This window comes from Microcoleus vaginatus PCC 9802, assembly GCA_022701275.1.
GTDB classification, from domain to species: domain Bacteria; phylum Cyanobacteriota; class Cyanobacteriia; order Cyanobacteriales; family Microcoleaceae; genus Microcoleus; species Microcoleus vaginatus_A.
This window is the reverse complement of the sequence record CP031740.1, coordinates 5,880,582-5,896,993: the sequence shown is the minus strand read 5'-3', so window position 1 is coordinate 5,896,993 and position 16,412 is coordinate 5,880,582. Positions and strand designations below refer to the sequence as shown.

The following is a 16,412-nucleotide window of genomic DNA, read 5'->3' as shown; positions in this document are numbered from 1 at the left end:
ATAAAACTTTTTACCTTATTGAAAGGGTGGCAATTATGTCTCAATTCTCTCTCTTAATTGTTGATGATGAGCCGGATAACTTTGATGTGATTGAAACCCTGTTATCAGAGCAGGATTATCAATTGCATTACGCTGCCAGCGGGCAAGAAGCGATCGCATCCCTCGACCTATTTGATCCGGATCTTATTTTGCTGGATGTGATGATGCCGGGAATAGACGGCATCGAGATTTGTCGGCAAATCAAAGCCATGTCAAAATGGCAAGCCGTTCCCATCATTATGGTGACAGCATTAAGCTCAAAATCAGACCTTGCCAACTGTCTAACTGCCGGAGCCGACGACTTCATCAGTAAACCTGTAAATGCTATTGAACTGCGTGCTCGCGTGCATTCAATGCTCAGAATCAAGCAACAGTATGATAATATCCAGAACTTATACCACATCCAAGAAAATACCATCAATCTCTTGGACAGCACCCTCAATGAGCTGCGTGGCAACTTAGCTTCTACTCTATCCCACGAACTGAATACGCCCCTCAATGGCATCTTAGGCACGATCGCGTGGCTCAAGGACGAGCTCGAAGACATGGAGCTCGCCCAAATCCGTGAGATCTTAGGCTGGGCACATGACTCTGCCCGTCGCCTAGAAACATTAACGAAAAAATTCCTGATTTATTTAGGATTAGAACTATCCGCAAGTCAACAGCACAAGATCGAATCTGCCCGGACTCAATTTTCAGCTTCCGCCATTGAAGCCGAGTTGACATACCAGGCTCAGAAGGTCAACCGTAGCAACGATCTGGTGTTAACTCTTGAGGAAGCCGAGATCGCTCTATCAGAGCGATATCTATCAACGATGCTCCATGAATTAATTGATAATGCACTGAAATTCTCCTCACCAGAGACAACTATTAAAGTTAGTAGTCAAGTCGTAGGGGAGATGCTGCATTTATCTGTACAAGACTCGGGGCAGGGCATGACAGAAGAGCAAATTGCTAAAATTGGTGCCTTCATGCAGTTTGAGCGCAAGAAGTATGAGCAACAGGGCACCGGTATCGGCTTAAAAATTGTCCAGAAAATTGTCGAACTGGCAGGAGGAGAGTTCTCAATTACCAGTATCTATCAAAAGGAAACAACGGTACATCTCACTCTGCCGATTGTCTGCAATTAGCATGAGTTTTTATATGAAGTCCGGTGGCATCGTTATGGAGAATGATATCGATTCCGGTTGCACCGGAATCATTGTTGACTGTTGACTGTTGACTGTTGACTGTGAGTCAAAAAACTGAAAATTGCGCGAATTATTTGTTGACAGCTTGATTCGACTTTACGCCCGACGATGAAGCGCGGATTTGATATCATTCCGGCCCAGCCGGAATTGATATGAGAAGGAATAAATTTGCTTTGCCTGGGAATGGCAACACATCAAAAAAGATGAACGAGCAGGACAAATATTTGACTCCGAATTAGAGCTTGCTTCTGCGGTAATTCATGGGGTAGAAGGTAAAGAAAAAACCGTACACAACCTTACACAACCTATTAAATTTAACTCGAATCACCTTACTTAATCTTTTGTTACATACTGGTGGCGAATTTTCCCACCGACTTACTCAGTTCTCGTGCAAGCTACAATTGCAGACTCCGGCGCGATCGCACTCCATCTGCACCCGCTACCACTAAAACCCCGCAAATCGCGCCCGCAGTCGCACAGAATCGGGATTTGCGGGTTCGCGTAGTACGATCCTCTTCGAGGGCTTCGCTAACGGGCGCTTCGCCATTTGAGATTTTAGATTTTAGATTTTAGATTTGCAATGACTGATGACTATCGGCGTAATGTAAAAATCAAAGCATAACCCTTTTATTTGCCACTCCCCTCATGCCTTTGCCGCGCCTGTTAACCTTAATTGCTGCTTTCTGCCTCGCCCTGGGGCTGATTATTGGGCTGGTGAGTTCCTTAACAGGGCTTTACAGTCAAGTTGCGTGGTCTGCTTCTCCGCTGCTGGCTAATTTGCTGATTTTCCTGATAATTGTACTTTTGGGAACCCTAATTTTTGCACTGGTTTACTATTTTAGGCTGCTGCAACGCCCTCAGAAAGTTAAGGGAAAACGGCCGATTACTCCGAAGGTTCCTGTTGTCAAAAGTGAAGCAGCTTCCGAAAATCTCAAAGCAATCAGGCAACAAGTCGATCGCATTCAAGATGAAGTAGCGCGGCAAGCTTTGCTGTTGAGAGCCCGCGAAATTGAAGCTAGCATGGCTCGGGGCAGCGTTCGAGTAGTTGTTTTCGGCACCGGTTCTGCGGGCAAAACTTCCGCTGTGAATGCGCTGGTGGGGCGGATGGCGGGACAGGTGGGCGCGCCGATGGGAACTACCGAAGTTGGGGAAACTTACACTCTGAAATTGAAAGGAATTGATCGAGAATTAGCAATTACTGATACCCCAGGCATCTTGGAAGCGGGAGTAGCGGGGACTTACAGAGAAGAATTGGCGAGGCAGTTGGCGGCGAGGGCAGATTTGATCTTATTTGTTTTGGACGGCGATTTGCGAAAATCCGAGTACGAACCGCTGCGGACTTTGGCGGAAATTGGCAAAAGGTCGATCGTGGTTTTCAATAAAGTTGACCTTTATCCCGACACCGACAGAGATGAAATTCTCGATCGGCTGCGGCAGCGAGTCAAAGGTTTTGTATCAGCAATGGATGTAGTAGCCATTAGCGCCAATCCGCAAAAAGTTGTACTAGAAGACGGCACAATTTTTCAGCCAGACCCGGATATTATGCCATTAATTCGGCGCGTCGCTGCGATTTTGCGAGCTGAAGGCGAAGACTTAATTGCGGACAATATTTTGCTGCAATCTCAGCACTTGGGAGACCAAGCGCGCAAGTTAATTGATGCTCAAAGAAGGCGGCAAGCGGATAAGGCAGTAGAGCGATTTCAGTGGATCGGAGCCGGAGTAATTGCCGTAACGCCTTTGCCAGTGGTGGATTTGTTAGCGACAGCAGCAGTTAACGCTCAAATGGTAGTAGAAATTGCCAAAATTTACGGCTGCGAATTAAATATCGATCGCGCGAAAGAATTGGCATTGTCTCTAGCAAAAACCCTAGCAAGTTTGGGAATAGTTGAAGGCGTAATTCAAGTAGTGTCAAGGGCGCTGCAGTTAAGCGTAGCCGGGTTTGTACTGGGCAAAGCAATTCAAGCAGTGAGTGCGGCTTATTTAACCAGAATTGCCGGTAAAAGTTTTATTGAATATTTCCGCCATGACCAAGATTGGGGCGACGGCGGCATCGCCGAAGTCGTGCAAAGGCAGTTTCAGTTAAATAGGAAAGACGAGTTTGTCAAAGCATTTGTCAAAGATGCGATCGCCCGCGTTGTCGAACCTCTGAATATTTATCAGCAAGAATCGGAACCAGAATTAGAAATGTCAGCCGAATTGGAATCAGAAATAGAACCAGAAGCATTGTATCAGCGGCCGCAAGACGACGATTGGGAAACCCACAGCAACAAACGAAAGGATGAGTGGTAATGGGCCAAACAGGGAATTGGGCAAACAGGGAATTGAGAATTGGGTAATTACGATCGTTCAATGAGATGTTCCCTGAGTATGCTTTGTTGAATTTTATTAAGAAGTTTTACAAAAATTTTACACATGGGAGAGACTCCGGGGGGGATCAAGTCAAACCGAGCGATCGGATGGAACACAATTTTGATAAAATTGAAGATTCACAACAAAATTTGCTATTGTGCGTCCGGGTAAAAACAATGAGCGATCGACCAATTATTCTCGGTATTGTCGGAGATAGCGCAGCGGGCAAAACCACCCTCACGCGGGGAATTGCCCAAGTATTGGGGCCAGAAAATGTCACGGTGATTTGCACTGACGACTATCACCGCTACGACAGAAAGCAGCGGGCCGAAATCGGAATCACAGCATTGCATCCCGACTGCAATTACCTCGACATCATGCAGCAGCACCTCAGCCTGCTGCGTACCGGACAAGCAATTCTCAAACCCATCTACAACCACACGACAGGTACATTCGACCCGCCGGAATACATCAAGCCCAGCAAATTTGTAATAGTTGAAGGTTTGCTGGGTTACGCAACTCGAACAATCCGCGATTCTTACGACGTAAAAGTGTATCTTGCTCCTCCCGAAGAGTTGCGAACTCAGTGGAAAGTTAAGCGCGATATTATGAAGCGCGGCTATACTGAAGAACAGGTGCTTGCAGAAATAAAAAAACGGGAACCGGACTCTGAAGACTTCATTCGCCCTCAGCGCAAATCGGCAGACGTTGTAGTTAGTTTTTACCCGCCAGAAGCGGACAATGAATCGAATTTGAGCGTGCGTTTAGTGCTCAGACCGACAATTCCTCACCCTGATTTTACTGAGATTTTAGGTCGAGGCAGCGAGAGTTTTAAACCTGCAATTCGCTTGGGACTCGATCGGGATATGGGCAAACCTGTTGACGTTTTGGAAGTAGACTCCCACGCTACCAGCGATCAAGTAAACGAACTGGAAATGCTCTTGTGCAGCGAGTTGCCACACCTGCGGGGATTTTGCACCGCCCAAGGCAACCCGGAAATTGGCAAACTGATCGGCACCACTGGCGAAGTTTTGCAAAGTTACCCGCTAGCTTTGACGCAGTTGCTAGTTGCATATCACATGATGAAAGCAATTCATGTTTATTAGTTAGTTGTTAGTTGTTAGTTGGCAGTTGTTGGTTGTTAGTTGTTAGTTGCTATTGCAATGATTAATAACCAATAACCAATAACCAATAACTAATGTACTCGCAAAGTCGGGTTAGCCGTGCCTAATTGCTGAAGTGGCATGGAGACTGGCAACTGACTTTGAGGTGCGGGCAGCATTTCGCCTCGGAAGTCGAGGAGGGTGACGAGCACCAGGTAGGCAACTGCTAAAATTATAGAAATCACCCCAGTGATAATAGCAATAATTTTTGAACGATCCATATTCTGCCAATTTTAAGTACAGCTAATATTAGTTTAACATTAAAAACAGCAATTATTACTTAACTTATGCAATAGAATATAATCAGGTGCTAGTTATTTCTCTGACAAAAATGGAACCTCTTATAGATGCGCCAACTTTCACCGAGATGCCCGGAGCTACCCCAGTGGTGGAAACATTTAATCTGGGGAAGTTCTACCGTACCGGCTTCTGGATGAATGAAAAAATTGAATCGCTCAAAAATTGCACTCTGACTGTCTCTGAGGGGGAAACTTTCGGGTTATTAGGGCAAAATGGAGCGGGGAAAACTACGCTGCTGAAAACTTTGCTGGGTATAGTACGGCCGACTTCTGGCAGGGCGCTGCTGTTGGGGAGGCCTTTGGGCGATCGCACCGTGAAGCAGCGAGTCGGCTATTTGCCAGAAAATCCCTATTTTTACGATTATCTCACCGGCTGGGAATTCTTGCAATTTGCGGCGGGGTTATTTCAAATTCCCCCCTCAATTCAGCGACAGCGAATTCCGAATTTGCTAGACTTAGTTGGCCTATCTCAATCGGCGGCAATTAAAAAACAGTTGCGCCAGTATTCTAAGGGAATGCTGCAACGGATCGGCATGGCTCAAGCTTTGATTAACAATCCAGATGTGGTATTTTTGGATGAGCCGATGTCTGGTTTAGATCCGATGGGACGTTATCAGATGCGGGAGATAATTTTATCTCTGAAAAATCAAGGAAAAACAATTTTTTTTAATTCGCATATATTGTCTGATGTGGAGAAGATTTGCGATCGAGTGGCAATTTTGGCGAAAGGTGAGTTAATTTGCATTGGTGCGATCGACGAAATCCTAGGTAATACTGAAACTTACCGGGTTGAAGGTAGGGGCGGCCACTTGAATATCCTGAAAAAATGGATACCGGATATGGAAGTTGATAATGATTTGTGGTACGGTCATTTGCAGGGCGATCCGAAGGAGTTTCTTTCTAGTCTGAGCGGTACGGGAGGGCAGCTAATTGGGATGAATTTGGCTAAGCCTAGTTTGGAAGAGTTTTTTATGCAGCAACTGCAAGAAAGAGGGATTTATTCTAGTAGTTGAAGTCAATACATCAAGTTTCTTGTGGGGTGGGCATCTTGCCCGCCCTGACTTATAGAAACGGGCAAGATGCCCGTTCCACAGCACATTAAGTTTCTTGTGAGGTGGCTGGGGGGGTGACAAAGAGGCCTAGGAGATAGACCGAATCAGGGTTGCAGCCCGCATACCTTGTTGATAAAAGCGACGTTTATTTGGAGTTAACTTTATTAACTGTTCCACCACATCAGAATATTGTTCGAGATAATTAACCCACTTTTCTCCATCTAAGCCAACACCAAATGTACTCCGTCTTCGATATCTTTTTTTAGGTTCTTGACGCCGACATACATATTTTTCTACCTGCTTTTTCCGAAGAGATGTGCCTTCAAATATTGCCGAACTGTAGGCGAGTGTCATGAGCAGAATTATGTTAATCAGTCGATTTTCTTTTAAGCTAGTTCCTTCCAGAGCGTAGCCTCCTGTTTTACAATCTCTAAACATTTCTTCAATGCCCATCCGTTGCTTGTAAGCATCGATAGCTGCCGATAATGAACCTAAATCTGTGAGAATAAACCATGCTTCATCAACCTTCCATGCTCCATAGTTTCTTTTCCACTTACAAGCAACATCAAATCCCGTGCCAGGTCGAGTTTTCCTAACTCTTTTACCTTGAAAATATAAAGAGGTTTAAGAGTACTATTCCTAATTCATCTAACCGCTGCCAAACTAAATGTTCTATTTCGATACAATGATTCCTCTTTATTCTTAAGCAAAAAGACACACCCTTTTCCTTCAGCCAGTTTCCTAAATCGACCGAACAAAATTCACGATCTCCTAAAACGATGACTTTATATTCTGAAAACAATGGTAAAACTTGCTGTAGATTTGTAGTTTGTTCCTCGAAGTTGCTGCTGCCCAATTTCGGCAACAATGACCAGTACAATGGAATTGCTCTTCGCTCCCAGATTAAGCTAACCATGAACAGATTAATACAGCCCCATTGACTGATCTCGATTGCGATTGATAAGCGAGTACCAACACGGCAATAAGTGGTCAACCAATAAGTAATTAATGGGAACCAAATTAATTCGATTGTTAAGTTCGGTAAATCTAAAAATCTTTGTAATTTACGTCGCCGACTTTCGGCTGTAATTAGACAGGGAAATACTCGGGAGAGCCGCTCTAATCTCACTTGTTTTTCTGATTGCATCAAGGATAGCAAAATTGTCATCACCAAAAACTGAGATGGCGTCAGGTGTTTTTGTAAATGAGTCTGGTAGAATCTTGGTATCATTATTTTTTTGGATAGGCAAGCGTGTAACAACTCTGCTGCCTATCTTTTTTTACCACAAGTTGGCTCAATCCTTACTAACTATGGGTTTGGGGCGGGTCGTCACCCCCCCAGGTGAGGTGGGCATCATTCCCGCCCTGATTAATAATAAGAAAACGGGAAAGATGCCCGTTCCACAACACATTAAATTTCTTGTGGGGTGGGCATCTTTCCCGCCTCTGAAAGGCTAATGTTTTTTACTTCCGTTAACAAGGGCAACTGTAGATTTGCACATACTAACTCTGCACAATTCCACTGCCGCAAATACTCATAGACTTCAGAAATAATCCCATTTGCTGCATCTAAATCTTGTGCTTGAGAAGCATGATAGTGCGCTCTGATTAGCGGCTTAATATCCTCGATTTCTTGCCATTCTGATTTAGGTTTAAGGGGAATGCTGATATAATAGTGATAGGCTTGGCTGTGGGCGGTACGGAGATTTTCAGCGTTTGGATTTAGCAGGTACTCGCCCTTTTCTCGCACTAGCGGATGCAACTGATAGGATTTGAGGTGGCGATCGTAATATAGCAATTGTCGGCGCTTGAGTGCCTGAATAATATTTTCTTTAAGTTCATATTGGCTAACTTCTGGCATTTGAGCGCTAATCCCTGCAAAAGATAGCGGATATTCTGAGGTTTGATAGACAGAAATTCGGCTGAGACAAGTTTGCTCGCCGTCGCCCAGACGGGCTATCATTTCATCGATCGCTCTTTCAATATCTCGAGTCAGCAACCAGTCTCTCTGGTGCAGGAAAATCCCGACATTTCCCTGAAACTCGGTATCATCTCGAATCAAGGCTGCGACGAGTTGTAACGCTTTGGGATGTCGTGAATAGCGATCGCCCATTTCCGCTAATTCCTCTGATAATGTCTCAATAAGTGGAGCCAGATCGGTTAATGAACTCCTAACATCAGTCAATTTAACAGCTACAACCGATGCAATTACATTTGAGGCTGTTATCATCCGAAAGCTCGTACCAAAATTAGGAAAAGGTGCTTGTATAGTGATGGATAATTGTACTATTCATACCGGAAAACAAATAGGAAAACCATCAAAAATAAAGGGGCAAAATTAATATATTTGTCGCCCTATTAGCCTGATTTGTTACCACTTGAAAATTTAGGATCACAACTTAAAAATCTTCTCCGTTCTATCAAGACCACTAATTATCAAGAGTTAGGAAAAGCGAGAAAGTTGGCATTTAATGAAGTTACATCAGAAAATATTGGGAATTGGTTTACTCACTGCTGTTATTGTCCCTCATTTTTCTGAGAAAGGCTATATCAATTTTTTTGATACATATAAATTACCCTTCTCCCATCTGCGTTCATCCCCGTTCATCCGCCTTCATCTGCGGTGCAAAAAAGTGCGATCGCCCTTTATGACAAAAAGAGCGATCGCCCCTTTCAATTCCTAACCAGAAATCACCTCACTCAAAAGATGAGCCTGAGAACCCTCCAGACGCGGCCCGTGAATCTGCACCACCCTAGAAGCCAAATAATTGCCCCAACGAGCCGCTTGTACAGAACTCAAACCGTTAGTAATTCCAAACAAAACACCGCCCGCAAAAGCATCGCCAGCACCCACAGTATCGATCGCCTTTACCGGGAATCCAGCCACATCAACAATCTGTTTATTCTCCACCACCATGCAGCCTTTATCCCCATTAGTGATAAAAGCCAAATCCGAAATCTCGCTCATTTTCCGAGCGCACTCTTCCAAAGATTCCTCCTTAAAAAAGCTGCGAACTTCATCAGCATTGCAAAAAATTACATCGCAATATTCCGAAACCACCTTGTGAAAATCATCAGCAAAGCGATCGACTAAAAAGCCATCCGAAAAAGTAAAAGCCACCTTCACACCCAGACGCTTAGACTGTTCCATCGTCTCAATGCTAGCCTTTCTCGGATCGGGAGCATCCCAAAGATAACCCTCAACATAACTGTACTTGCAGTGACTCAGGCGATCGACATCAATATCAGTCGCCGCCAGAGTAGTAGAAACCCCCAAATTAGTACACATCGTGCGTTCCGCATCCGGCGTAGTCAGCACTACACAAGTACCAGTGGGCTCCTTCGACTCAGCAGCAGGATGCACATTAAAATCAATCCCCGCCGCCAGCAAATCTTGCCGATAAAATTCGCCGTTAGTATCCTTAGCAACCTTCCCCGAATAATAAGCTTTACCGCCGCTCTGAGCCAAACCAATCATAGTATTTGCCGCCGAACCCCCCGATCGCATTTGCAGCGAATTGTGTTCTAAATCGTGCAAAATCCCCCCCTGCGTTTCCGAATTCATCAGCGTCATCCCGCCGCGATTCAGCCCGTGGCCGAGTACAAATTCATCTTCTACCAATGCTAGGATGTCTACCAGGGCATTTCCCACGCCAAACACATCCACTGAACCAGATTCTTGATTATTTTCTGTCATCGCTGCTTTTTTTTACACTAACTATCAACTCTATAATAAATCGGATTAAAGTCAACATCCCCACTCCCAATCTAAAGTCCCTAACTTAAAATCTAAAATTCAAAATCCAAAATCCCCAATCTAAAATCTAAAATCCAAAATCTAAAATCGCTATGACTTGTCTCCCACCTCTGATTCAGCAAATGTTGCAGCCCGCGTTTTACCCGCACGGGGTGACAGAACCAGTGCAGCTAATTCAGACTCATGCCTCCTTTGTTCTCCTCACAGGAGACTATGTTTACAAAATCAAGAAATCAGTTAATTTTGGCTTTTTCGATTATTCAACCTTGGAGAAGAGACAGCATTTTTGCAATCAAGAATTGCTGATGAACCACCGCACTGCACCGGAAATTTATCTAGAAGTTTTGCCAATTCTTCAAACTGGCGTTTCTTTTCACTTGGGCAGCAGCTTACCTGCTATAGCTTCTGGCGAAATTGCTGTAGAATACGTGCTGAAAATGCGAGAATTTCCTCAAGATTCGCTGTTGCTCAGTTTGTTGGAACGCGGACTGTTGACCGAGCAACTTATGGCCGACTTAGGGCGCGAAGTTGCCAACTTTCATAGCAGGGCAATTAGTAATAGCTATATTCGGACATTTGGCGAAGTCAGTCAGATTCGGACTGCAATAGACAACAATTACCTGATTTCCCAAAAATATATCGGCGGGCCGCAGACTCAGACACAATATGAGGAAACTAAAAATTATAGTGATGCGTTTTTTGCGGAAAATCAAGAGTTATTTAAGCTGCGGATTGCCAATAAAATTCGCGAGTGCCACGGAGATTTGCACTTGCGGAATATAGCATTCTGGCAAGATAAAATATTGCTGTTCGACTGCATTGAATTTAACGAGCCTTTTCGCTTTGTTGATGTCATGTACGATGTCGCTTTTACAGTAATGGATTTGGAATCGCGGGGGCGCAGAGATTTAGGCAATGCTTTTATCAATACTTACCTTGAACAAACAGGAGATTGGGAAGGGCTACAACTGCTGCCACTTTATTTGAGTCGTCAAGCTTATGTTAGAGCAAAAGTAACTTCGTTAATGTTGGACGATCCCGCTATTTCAACTGCCCAAAAAGCAGAGATTTCCCAGACTGCCACTCATTACTATAAACTGGCTTGGCAATACACAAAACCGCGCCGGGGAAAGTTAACTTTGATGTCGGGTTTGTCTGGTTCTGGCAAGAGTACAGCAGCGCGATATTTGGCTCGCCGCACTGGGGCAATTCACATTCGATCCGATGCTGTTCGCAAACATTTAGGCGGAATTCCTTTAAATGAACGCGGGGGGCAAAATTTGTACTCGGATGAAATGACGGCACAGACTTATGGTAGATTGTTAGAGTTGGGGATAATTCTGGCTGACCGAGGTTGGGATGTGATTTTAGATGCAAAGTTCGATCGCCAAAACTTGAGAACCGATGCGATTGATCGGGCTCAATCCCACGGCTTGCCCCTGCAAATTATTTACTGCACCGCACCAATTGAAGTATTGCGAGAACGACTGCAACAGCGCAGGGGCGATATTGCCGACGCGACAGCAGAACTATTGAGTTCGCAGCAAGCAGCTTTTGAACCTTGTACAGAATTAGAGCAAATTTCTGTAAACATTGTAGATACCGCGCAAGACTTAGAGGTACAATTAAACTTGATTTGTAGGGAGTAGTTGCAGATCGATCGCCCTTGCCAATTTGATTGTCTGCTAATATTGTCAATATCTTTCTGTGTTATTACAAACACAACTTGCAGCTCATGCCAAAATTTACCGGAGACTCCAAGGGGTTTAACCCCGCGCTGATATGGTTTGTGTTGTTTACCGTTGGGTTTCGCTTAGTAGGATGTAACCTGCCCGTGAGTCTCGGTCTTGGTGTCATCGGCGGCGTGGCAGCAGGTTTAATTGTCGCTTGGTGGCACAACGAACTACTACTCAACCCGAATATGCGTTCCAAGGATAAAACCTCGGATGCTATCCTCAATAAAGAAGTAGTGGAAACCGAGAGCAAACTATATAGCAAAACCTCTAGGCGTGAAGCTCCTACATTGTTAGACTGGTTGTCTGGGCCAGAGGATCGTCGCTAGCACCGAAAATAGTTTTTAGTATTGAGTTTTAAGCTTTAAGTTAAAGAGTTCACAATTCAAAACTCAATACTAAAAATTAACAACTCCCGCCACCTAAATTACTAATTACAGATTAGCGAGTAACGATAGTCCATTACCAATTACCCATTACCGCTAACTAGCAATTTGAATTACTTGCTGAATGTTTGTATTTCTGTCGAAACTCCTGCCGCTGTTTATTTATCCTTTGGGGTTGAGTTGCCTGTTAATGATGGCGGCTTTAATAACACTTTGGAAGCGTCCCAAATGGGCGGCGGCGCCAATTGCTGCGGCTCTAATTATTTTACTGCTCGGAAGTAGCGGTTGGGTTTCAAAATCGTTAGTTCGATCGCTCGAATGGCAAAACTTACCAACCGCCGAACTCCCCCAAGCTGAAGCGATTATCGTCTTGGGCGGGGGCGTCAAAGCAGCTTTACCTCCCCGTCCTTGGGTAGAATTAGCGGAAGCGGGCGATCGAATAATCTATGGTTCCCGACTTTACAAGCAAGGCAAAGCTTCCCTGCTAATTCTCAGCGGCGGTAGAGTAGATTGGAAAGGTGGCGGGGCTCCCGAATCGGCAGACATGGCAGAAATTGCCCAAACAATGGGTGTACCGGCATCAGCAATTCTGCAAGACCCAGATTCACACAACACTTATCAAAATGCCGTCAACGTGCGGAAAATTTTAGATGCTAAAGGCATAAAAGGGCCGGTTTTGCTAGTGACATCGGCGATGCACATGACTCGATCGCTCTTAATTTTCCAGCGTCAGGGAATAAAAGCTATTGTGGCACCAACAGACTTCCAGATAACGCAGCAGGATATCGCAGCATCCCAAAACAATTGGCAAGCAGTCGCACTGGATTTATTGCCGGATACTTATCAGTTAAACCAGTCAACTAAAGCTTTGAAAGAATACATCGGCTTAATCGTTTATCGGCTGCGGGGATGGCTTTAACAGAATTTTAGATTTTAGATTGTGGATTCAATCTAGGACTTATAGCCGTCGCCCGTACACAAGTTCAGGAATTATACCAAATCGGGGTTAAAAAACCCTTCCCAAGCGCGAGGGAGAGGGAGAGGGGGATATTTCAATCGCCTCCTTCATAAAGGAGATGACAAACCCGGATTTAGTATTGCCCATCAAGACTGAGAAACCGGGTTTTTTACCAAAATAAAAAGCCTTGATGCACTATTTCCGTCAAATAATCCGGTTTCTGCGTCCCGGACTAAAGTTGTGCCAATATTGAGCGCACCCTACACGATCGCTCTTTATGTAGTACAATAGAGTTACGCTTGTCATACAAATGTAACTATAACAAAATAATATAATGTCAAAGCCAAAGTCTCCAAAACAAAAAATGGCGACAATCCGCGAGGTTTACCATCGCATTTTATGGGATAGTCGTTTAGACCATCGCGCCTTTAGTCTGGGTTTTAGCGATCGCATTTCTGGCAATATCCGGGAAAAACGCCTGTCAGAATGGCAAGTAGACGGAGATATTCCCTGGCATCGGATTCGTTATGTTAAATGCGGGGAAACAATTGTTTGGGATCGCGATCGGCTGCTAGATTTGTTTGCTACTGGAGAATTACCAGTCACAGCATGGGTGGTGGCAGCGGGAAACGAGGAATCGGAAAACCAGAAACAGCAAATTTCCCCTCACCTGCTACCTTCGATCTCTGTTACTGACTTCCACCCTACACCTATTTACAAGTACGATAGAGAAAATTGGCAAGCCATCGATTATTTCTTAAAGTCGGTAACAGTAACAACATTAAAAATTGTTAGTTTTAACGTATTATCAGATCGCTACGAATCCGAGCATACGCAGACAGCCCAGCGAATTCCCATAATTATAGAACATCTGCGTCAGTGTGATGCCGATATTATCGCCCTCCAAGAAGTAACGCCGCGCCTCTTAGAAATACTGTTAGCTGAAGATTGGGTGCAGGGTTATAATATCTCCGAATCTCCCCAAGGCGAGACGCTGGAATGGCACGGTTTATTGCTGTTATCCAGATTGCGGTTTAACTTAGTAGAATATCGCTACTCGCAGCGGAAGCGGGTATTAGTAGGAAAGTGGCTGCTTAACGGGAAAACTCTAAATGTCGCCGCCGTTCATTTCACCAGCGATTACCATAAAAATGCTCTCCAAGTGAGATTGAAGCAACTTAAGATCTTGCTAGAATATCTAAACTCACAGCCCGGAGATTGCCTGATAGTTGGCGATTTTAATGCTATAGGCAACGAACAAGCAGAGATATTAACTCAAAACAATTTTATCGATATTTGGCAAACACTTTATCCAGACGATCCGGGATACACTTTCAATCCCCAGGCTAATCCCTTGGCAGAATTAATGAGTCTAACTAAACTTGCGGCACGGTTAGATAGGATGGTGTTGCGGAGCCACGATCGAGATTGGATATCTCGTAAAATAGAATTATTTGCCTGCAATCCCGTACCCGATACAGAAGGAAAAATCTATCCCTCCGATCATTTTGGTATCCTTACCCAGCTAGAATCTACAGCCTTTTTGCAAACCATCCCACCTGTCTATCGAAGCGCAGTTGTCATAATTCCGCCGGATGAAATTTTACCCGCAATTCAAACAATTCGCCGCCGCTGCGATCGGCAATTCCACCGCTGGATGCCGCATATCAATCTACTGTATGGTTTTGTGCCAGAGGCATATTTTCCAGAAGCAGCAGCAGCCATCGCCCAAGCACTGAAACAACTAGAACCATTTACCATCACTCTATCAAACTTTGAAATTTTTACCCACTCTTCTAGCTGTACTGCATGGTTAAATCCTATTCCCGAACCTGCTGATTCACTAAATCGATTGCAAACCGTACTCCAACAAATATTTCCCCAATGTAACGAACAAAGTACCAAATCGGCTAACGGATTCACACCGCATTTAACCGTCGGTCAATTTGCCACAGCCCAAACCGCCAAAACCGAACTTTCCCAATGGCATCCCGTACAATTTCAAGTAGACTCGATCGCCCTAATTAGCCGCCGCGATAACGAACCATTCCAGGTTAGATACTGCATACCTTTAAAAGCAGAAAATCAGCCAGAAATTTCCAGCGCCAAAACAGGAGAAGATGGATCTAACCTATCGCTAATAGAAATAATCAACCAACTCGATCCCAAACTAACCCAAACACAGCTACAGCATCGAGAAGCAATTCAATCGATCGTCGCCCAAGCTTGTCGAGAATGTTTGGGCTACCCACCATTGTTGCAGCAAATCGGATCGGGACGTATAGGCGTACAAAGCACCCACAGCGATTTAGACTTAATTTGTATAATTCCCGTCCCTTTAACAGGGGAAACATTCCTCAAACAGGTACAAAATAGACTAGCAGGATTGTGCGATCGCTCCCAACTGGTAAAATCGGCAAGAGTGCCAGTATTGAGAATGGAAATTGAAGGAGTCGCCGTCGATTTACTCTCTGCTACAACCATGGGACAATCCCAGATAATTGAACCGTTATCTGAAGCCGCCAGACCATTTTTCGATGCCGCCAGTTGGAGTGCCGCAGTCGGTATTTTGGAAGCGGACTTAATAGTGGATATAGTCAGCCCACATCTGTCCTGGGATTTATTTACAAACTTGTTAAGGGCGGTGCGAACCTGGGCGAAAGCACGTCAAATTCACGGTAATGCTTGGGGATTTCTCGGTAATTTTTCTTGGGCGTTACTGACAGCTTGGACTTCCATTCAATGTGGAGATATAACCCCCGATTCCCCTAGGCTGTTACATTCTCAGGAAAACGATGGTTTTGTAGGGGCGGTGTCCCCCTGCCCGCCCTGCCTCAGAGACGATCAATTACTGGACATATTACTTGCCCATTTTTTCCAAATCCTCAGCCAACACGATTGGACTCAACCAATAGCATTAACTGAAGGCGGAAAACAGTATCCAGTGCGAAAATCGCGGGAATGGTTTCCTGTAATAACATCGATCGAACCTTGTCAAAATAGTACCCGAAATGTCACGAGATCGACCGCAGAAATATTGCGCCGCGAATTGGGGCGCGGTGCAGAAATTGCCGAGGAAGTATTGGCGGGAAATACCGCTTGGACAACTCTATTTGAGTCAGCCGATTTACCCGAACAATCGAATGCGTTTTTAGTATTGACGGTAAGTAGTGCAGAAGTTGGGGAGTTAGAAAAATGCGGCGGCTGGCTTGAAGGTAACACCATCGGATTAGCGATTAATTTAGAGCAAAAACTTAATATCCATGTCAGACCGCGGCCGGGAATTATGAGAAGACAAAATCTAGTTAGTGCAGTGCTAGGTACGAGCTGTAATATAGATGAAGATGCTGCTGCGATCGCACAAATTAGCAATGAGTTTATCGACCAGTTCAATACTGTTAACGATCGCAGCAATATCTTGAAGGTAGAGTTGTGCGATCGCGCCTCACTTAGAAATGTGTTAGCCTAGAGCAATCACAGCCAAGA

The 16,412-nt window shown here is 44.7% G+C and carries 10 protein-coding genes and 2 pseudogenes; 8 read left to right on the top strand and 4 right to left on the bottom strand.

The window, feature by feature from the left end:
* Nucleotides 1-35: 35 nt before the first annotated feature.
* From D0A34_24500 to D0A34_24490, 3 genes are all read left to right on the top strand, one after another.
* Nucleotides 36-1,169 (top strand): hybrid sensor histidine kinase/response regulator, encoded by a 1,134-nt coding sequence (locus D0A34_24500; GenBank protein UNU22452.1) that lies wholly within the window; start codon nucleotides 36-38, stop codon nucleotides 1,167-1,169.
* Nucleotides 1,170-1,874: 705 nt separating this feature from the next.
* Nucleotides 1,875-3,518 (top strand): DUF697 domain-containing protein, encoded by a 1,644-nt coding sequence (locus D0A34_24495; GenBank protein ID UNU21581.1) that lies wholly within the window; start codon nucleotides 1,875-1,877, stop codon nucleotides 3,516-3,518.
* A gap of 236 nt (nucleotides 3,519-3,754) precedes the next feature.
* Entirely contained in the window at nucleotides 3,755-4,684 is a 930-nt protein-coding gene (locus D0A34_24490; protein UNU22451.1) for a phosphoribulokinase, read from the top strand.
* An 89-nt stretch (nucleotides 4,685-4,773) separates the two neighbouring features.
* Here the strand turns inward: D0A34_24490 and D0A34_24485 are convergent, their stop codons facing one another.
* Complete coding sequence (locus D0A34_24485) at nucleotides 4,774-4,962, bottom strand: hypothetical protein (protein UNU21580.1); 189 nt, start codon at nucleotides 4,960-4,962, stop codon at nucleotides 4,774-4,776.
* A gap of 110 nt (nucleotides 4,963-5,072) precedes the next feature.
* On the opposite strand from D0A34_24485, the gene D0A34_24480 reads away from it, so the two are divergent.
* Nucleotides 5,073-6,053, top strand: coding sequence for an ABC transporter ATP-binding protein (locus D0A34_24480; protein ID UNU21579.1), 981 nt, complete (start codon nucleotides 5,073-5,075; stop codon nucleotides 6,051-6,053).
* A 126-nt stretch (nucleotides 6,054-6,179) separates the two neighbouring features.
* On the opposite strand, the pseudogene D0A34_24475 reads toward D0A34_24480, so the two are convergent.
* From D0A34_24475 to D0A34_24465, 3 genes and pseudogenes are all read right to left on the bottom strand, one after another.
* A pseudogene (locus D0A34_24475) lies at nucleotides 6,180-7,323 on the bottom strand (IS4 family transposase).
* Between the two features lie 180 nt (nucleotides 7,324-7,503).
* Nucleotides 7,504-8,262, bottom strand: a pseudogene (locus tag D0A34_24470) (ATP-binding protein).
* A gap of 510 nt (nucleotides 8,263-8,772) precedes the next feature.
* Nucleotides 8,773-9,789, bottom strand: coding sequence for an adenosine kinase (locus D0A34_24465; GenBank protein UNU21578.1), 1,017 nt, complete (start codon nucleotides 9,787-9,789; stop codon nucleotides 8,773-8,775).
* A 152-nt stretch (nucleotides 9,790-9,941) separates the two neighbouring features.
* Here D0A34_24465 and D0A34_24460 point away from each other — a divergent pair, with 152 nt between their 5' ends.
* The 4 genes from D0A34_24460 (at nucleotide 9,942) to D0A34_24445 (ending at nucleotide 16,395) form a co-directional block, all read left to right on the top strand.
* Nucleotides 9,942-11,498: an adenylyl-sulfate kinase gene (locus D0A34_24460; protein UNU21577.1), complete on the top strand. Its 1,557-nt coding sequence runs from the start codon at nucleotides 9,942-9,944 to the stop codon at nucleotides 11,496-11,498.
* 86 nt (nucleotides 11,499-11,584) lie between these two features.
* Nucleotides 11,585-11,911: a hypothetical protein gene (locus D0A34_24455; protein UNU21576.1), complete on the top strand. Its 327-nt coding sequence runs from the start codon at nucleotides 11,585-11,587 to the stop codon at nucleotides 11,909-11,911.
* 181 nt (nucleotides 11,912-12,092) lie between these two features.
* Nucleotides 12,093-12,887, top strand: coding sequence for a YdcF family protein (locus D0A34_24450; GenBank protein ID UNU21575.1), 795 nt, complete (start codon nucleotides 12,093-12,095; stop codon nucleotides 12,885-12,887).
* A 373-nt stretch (nucleotides 12,888-13,260) separates the two neighbouring features.
* Nucleotides 13,261-16,395 (top strand): poly(A) polymerase, encoded by a 3,135-nt coding sequence (locus D0A34_24445; protein UNU21574.1) that lies wholly within the window; start codon nucleotides 13,261-13,263, stop codon nucleotides 16,393-16,395.
* Nucleotides 16,396-16,412 lie beyond the last annotated feature (17 nt).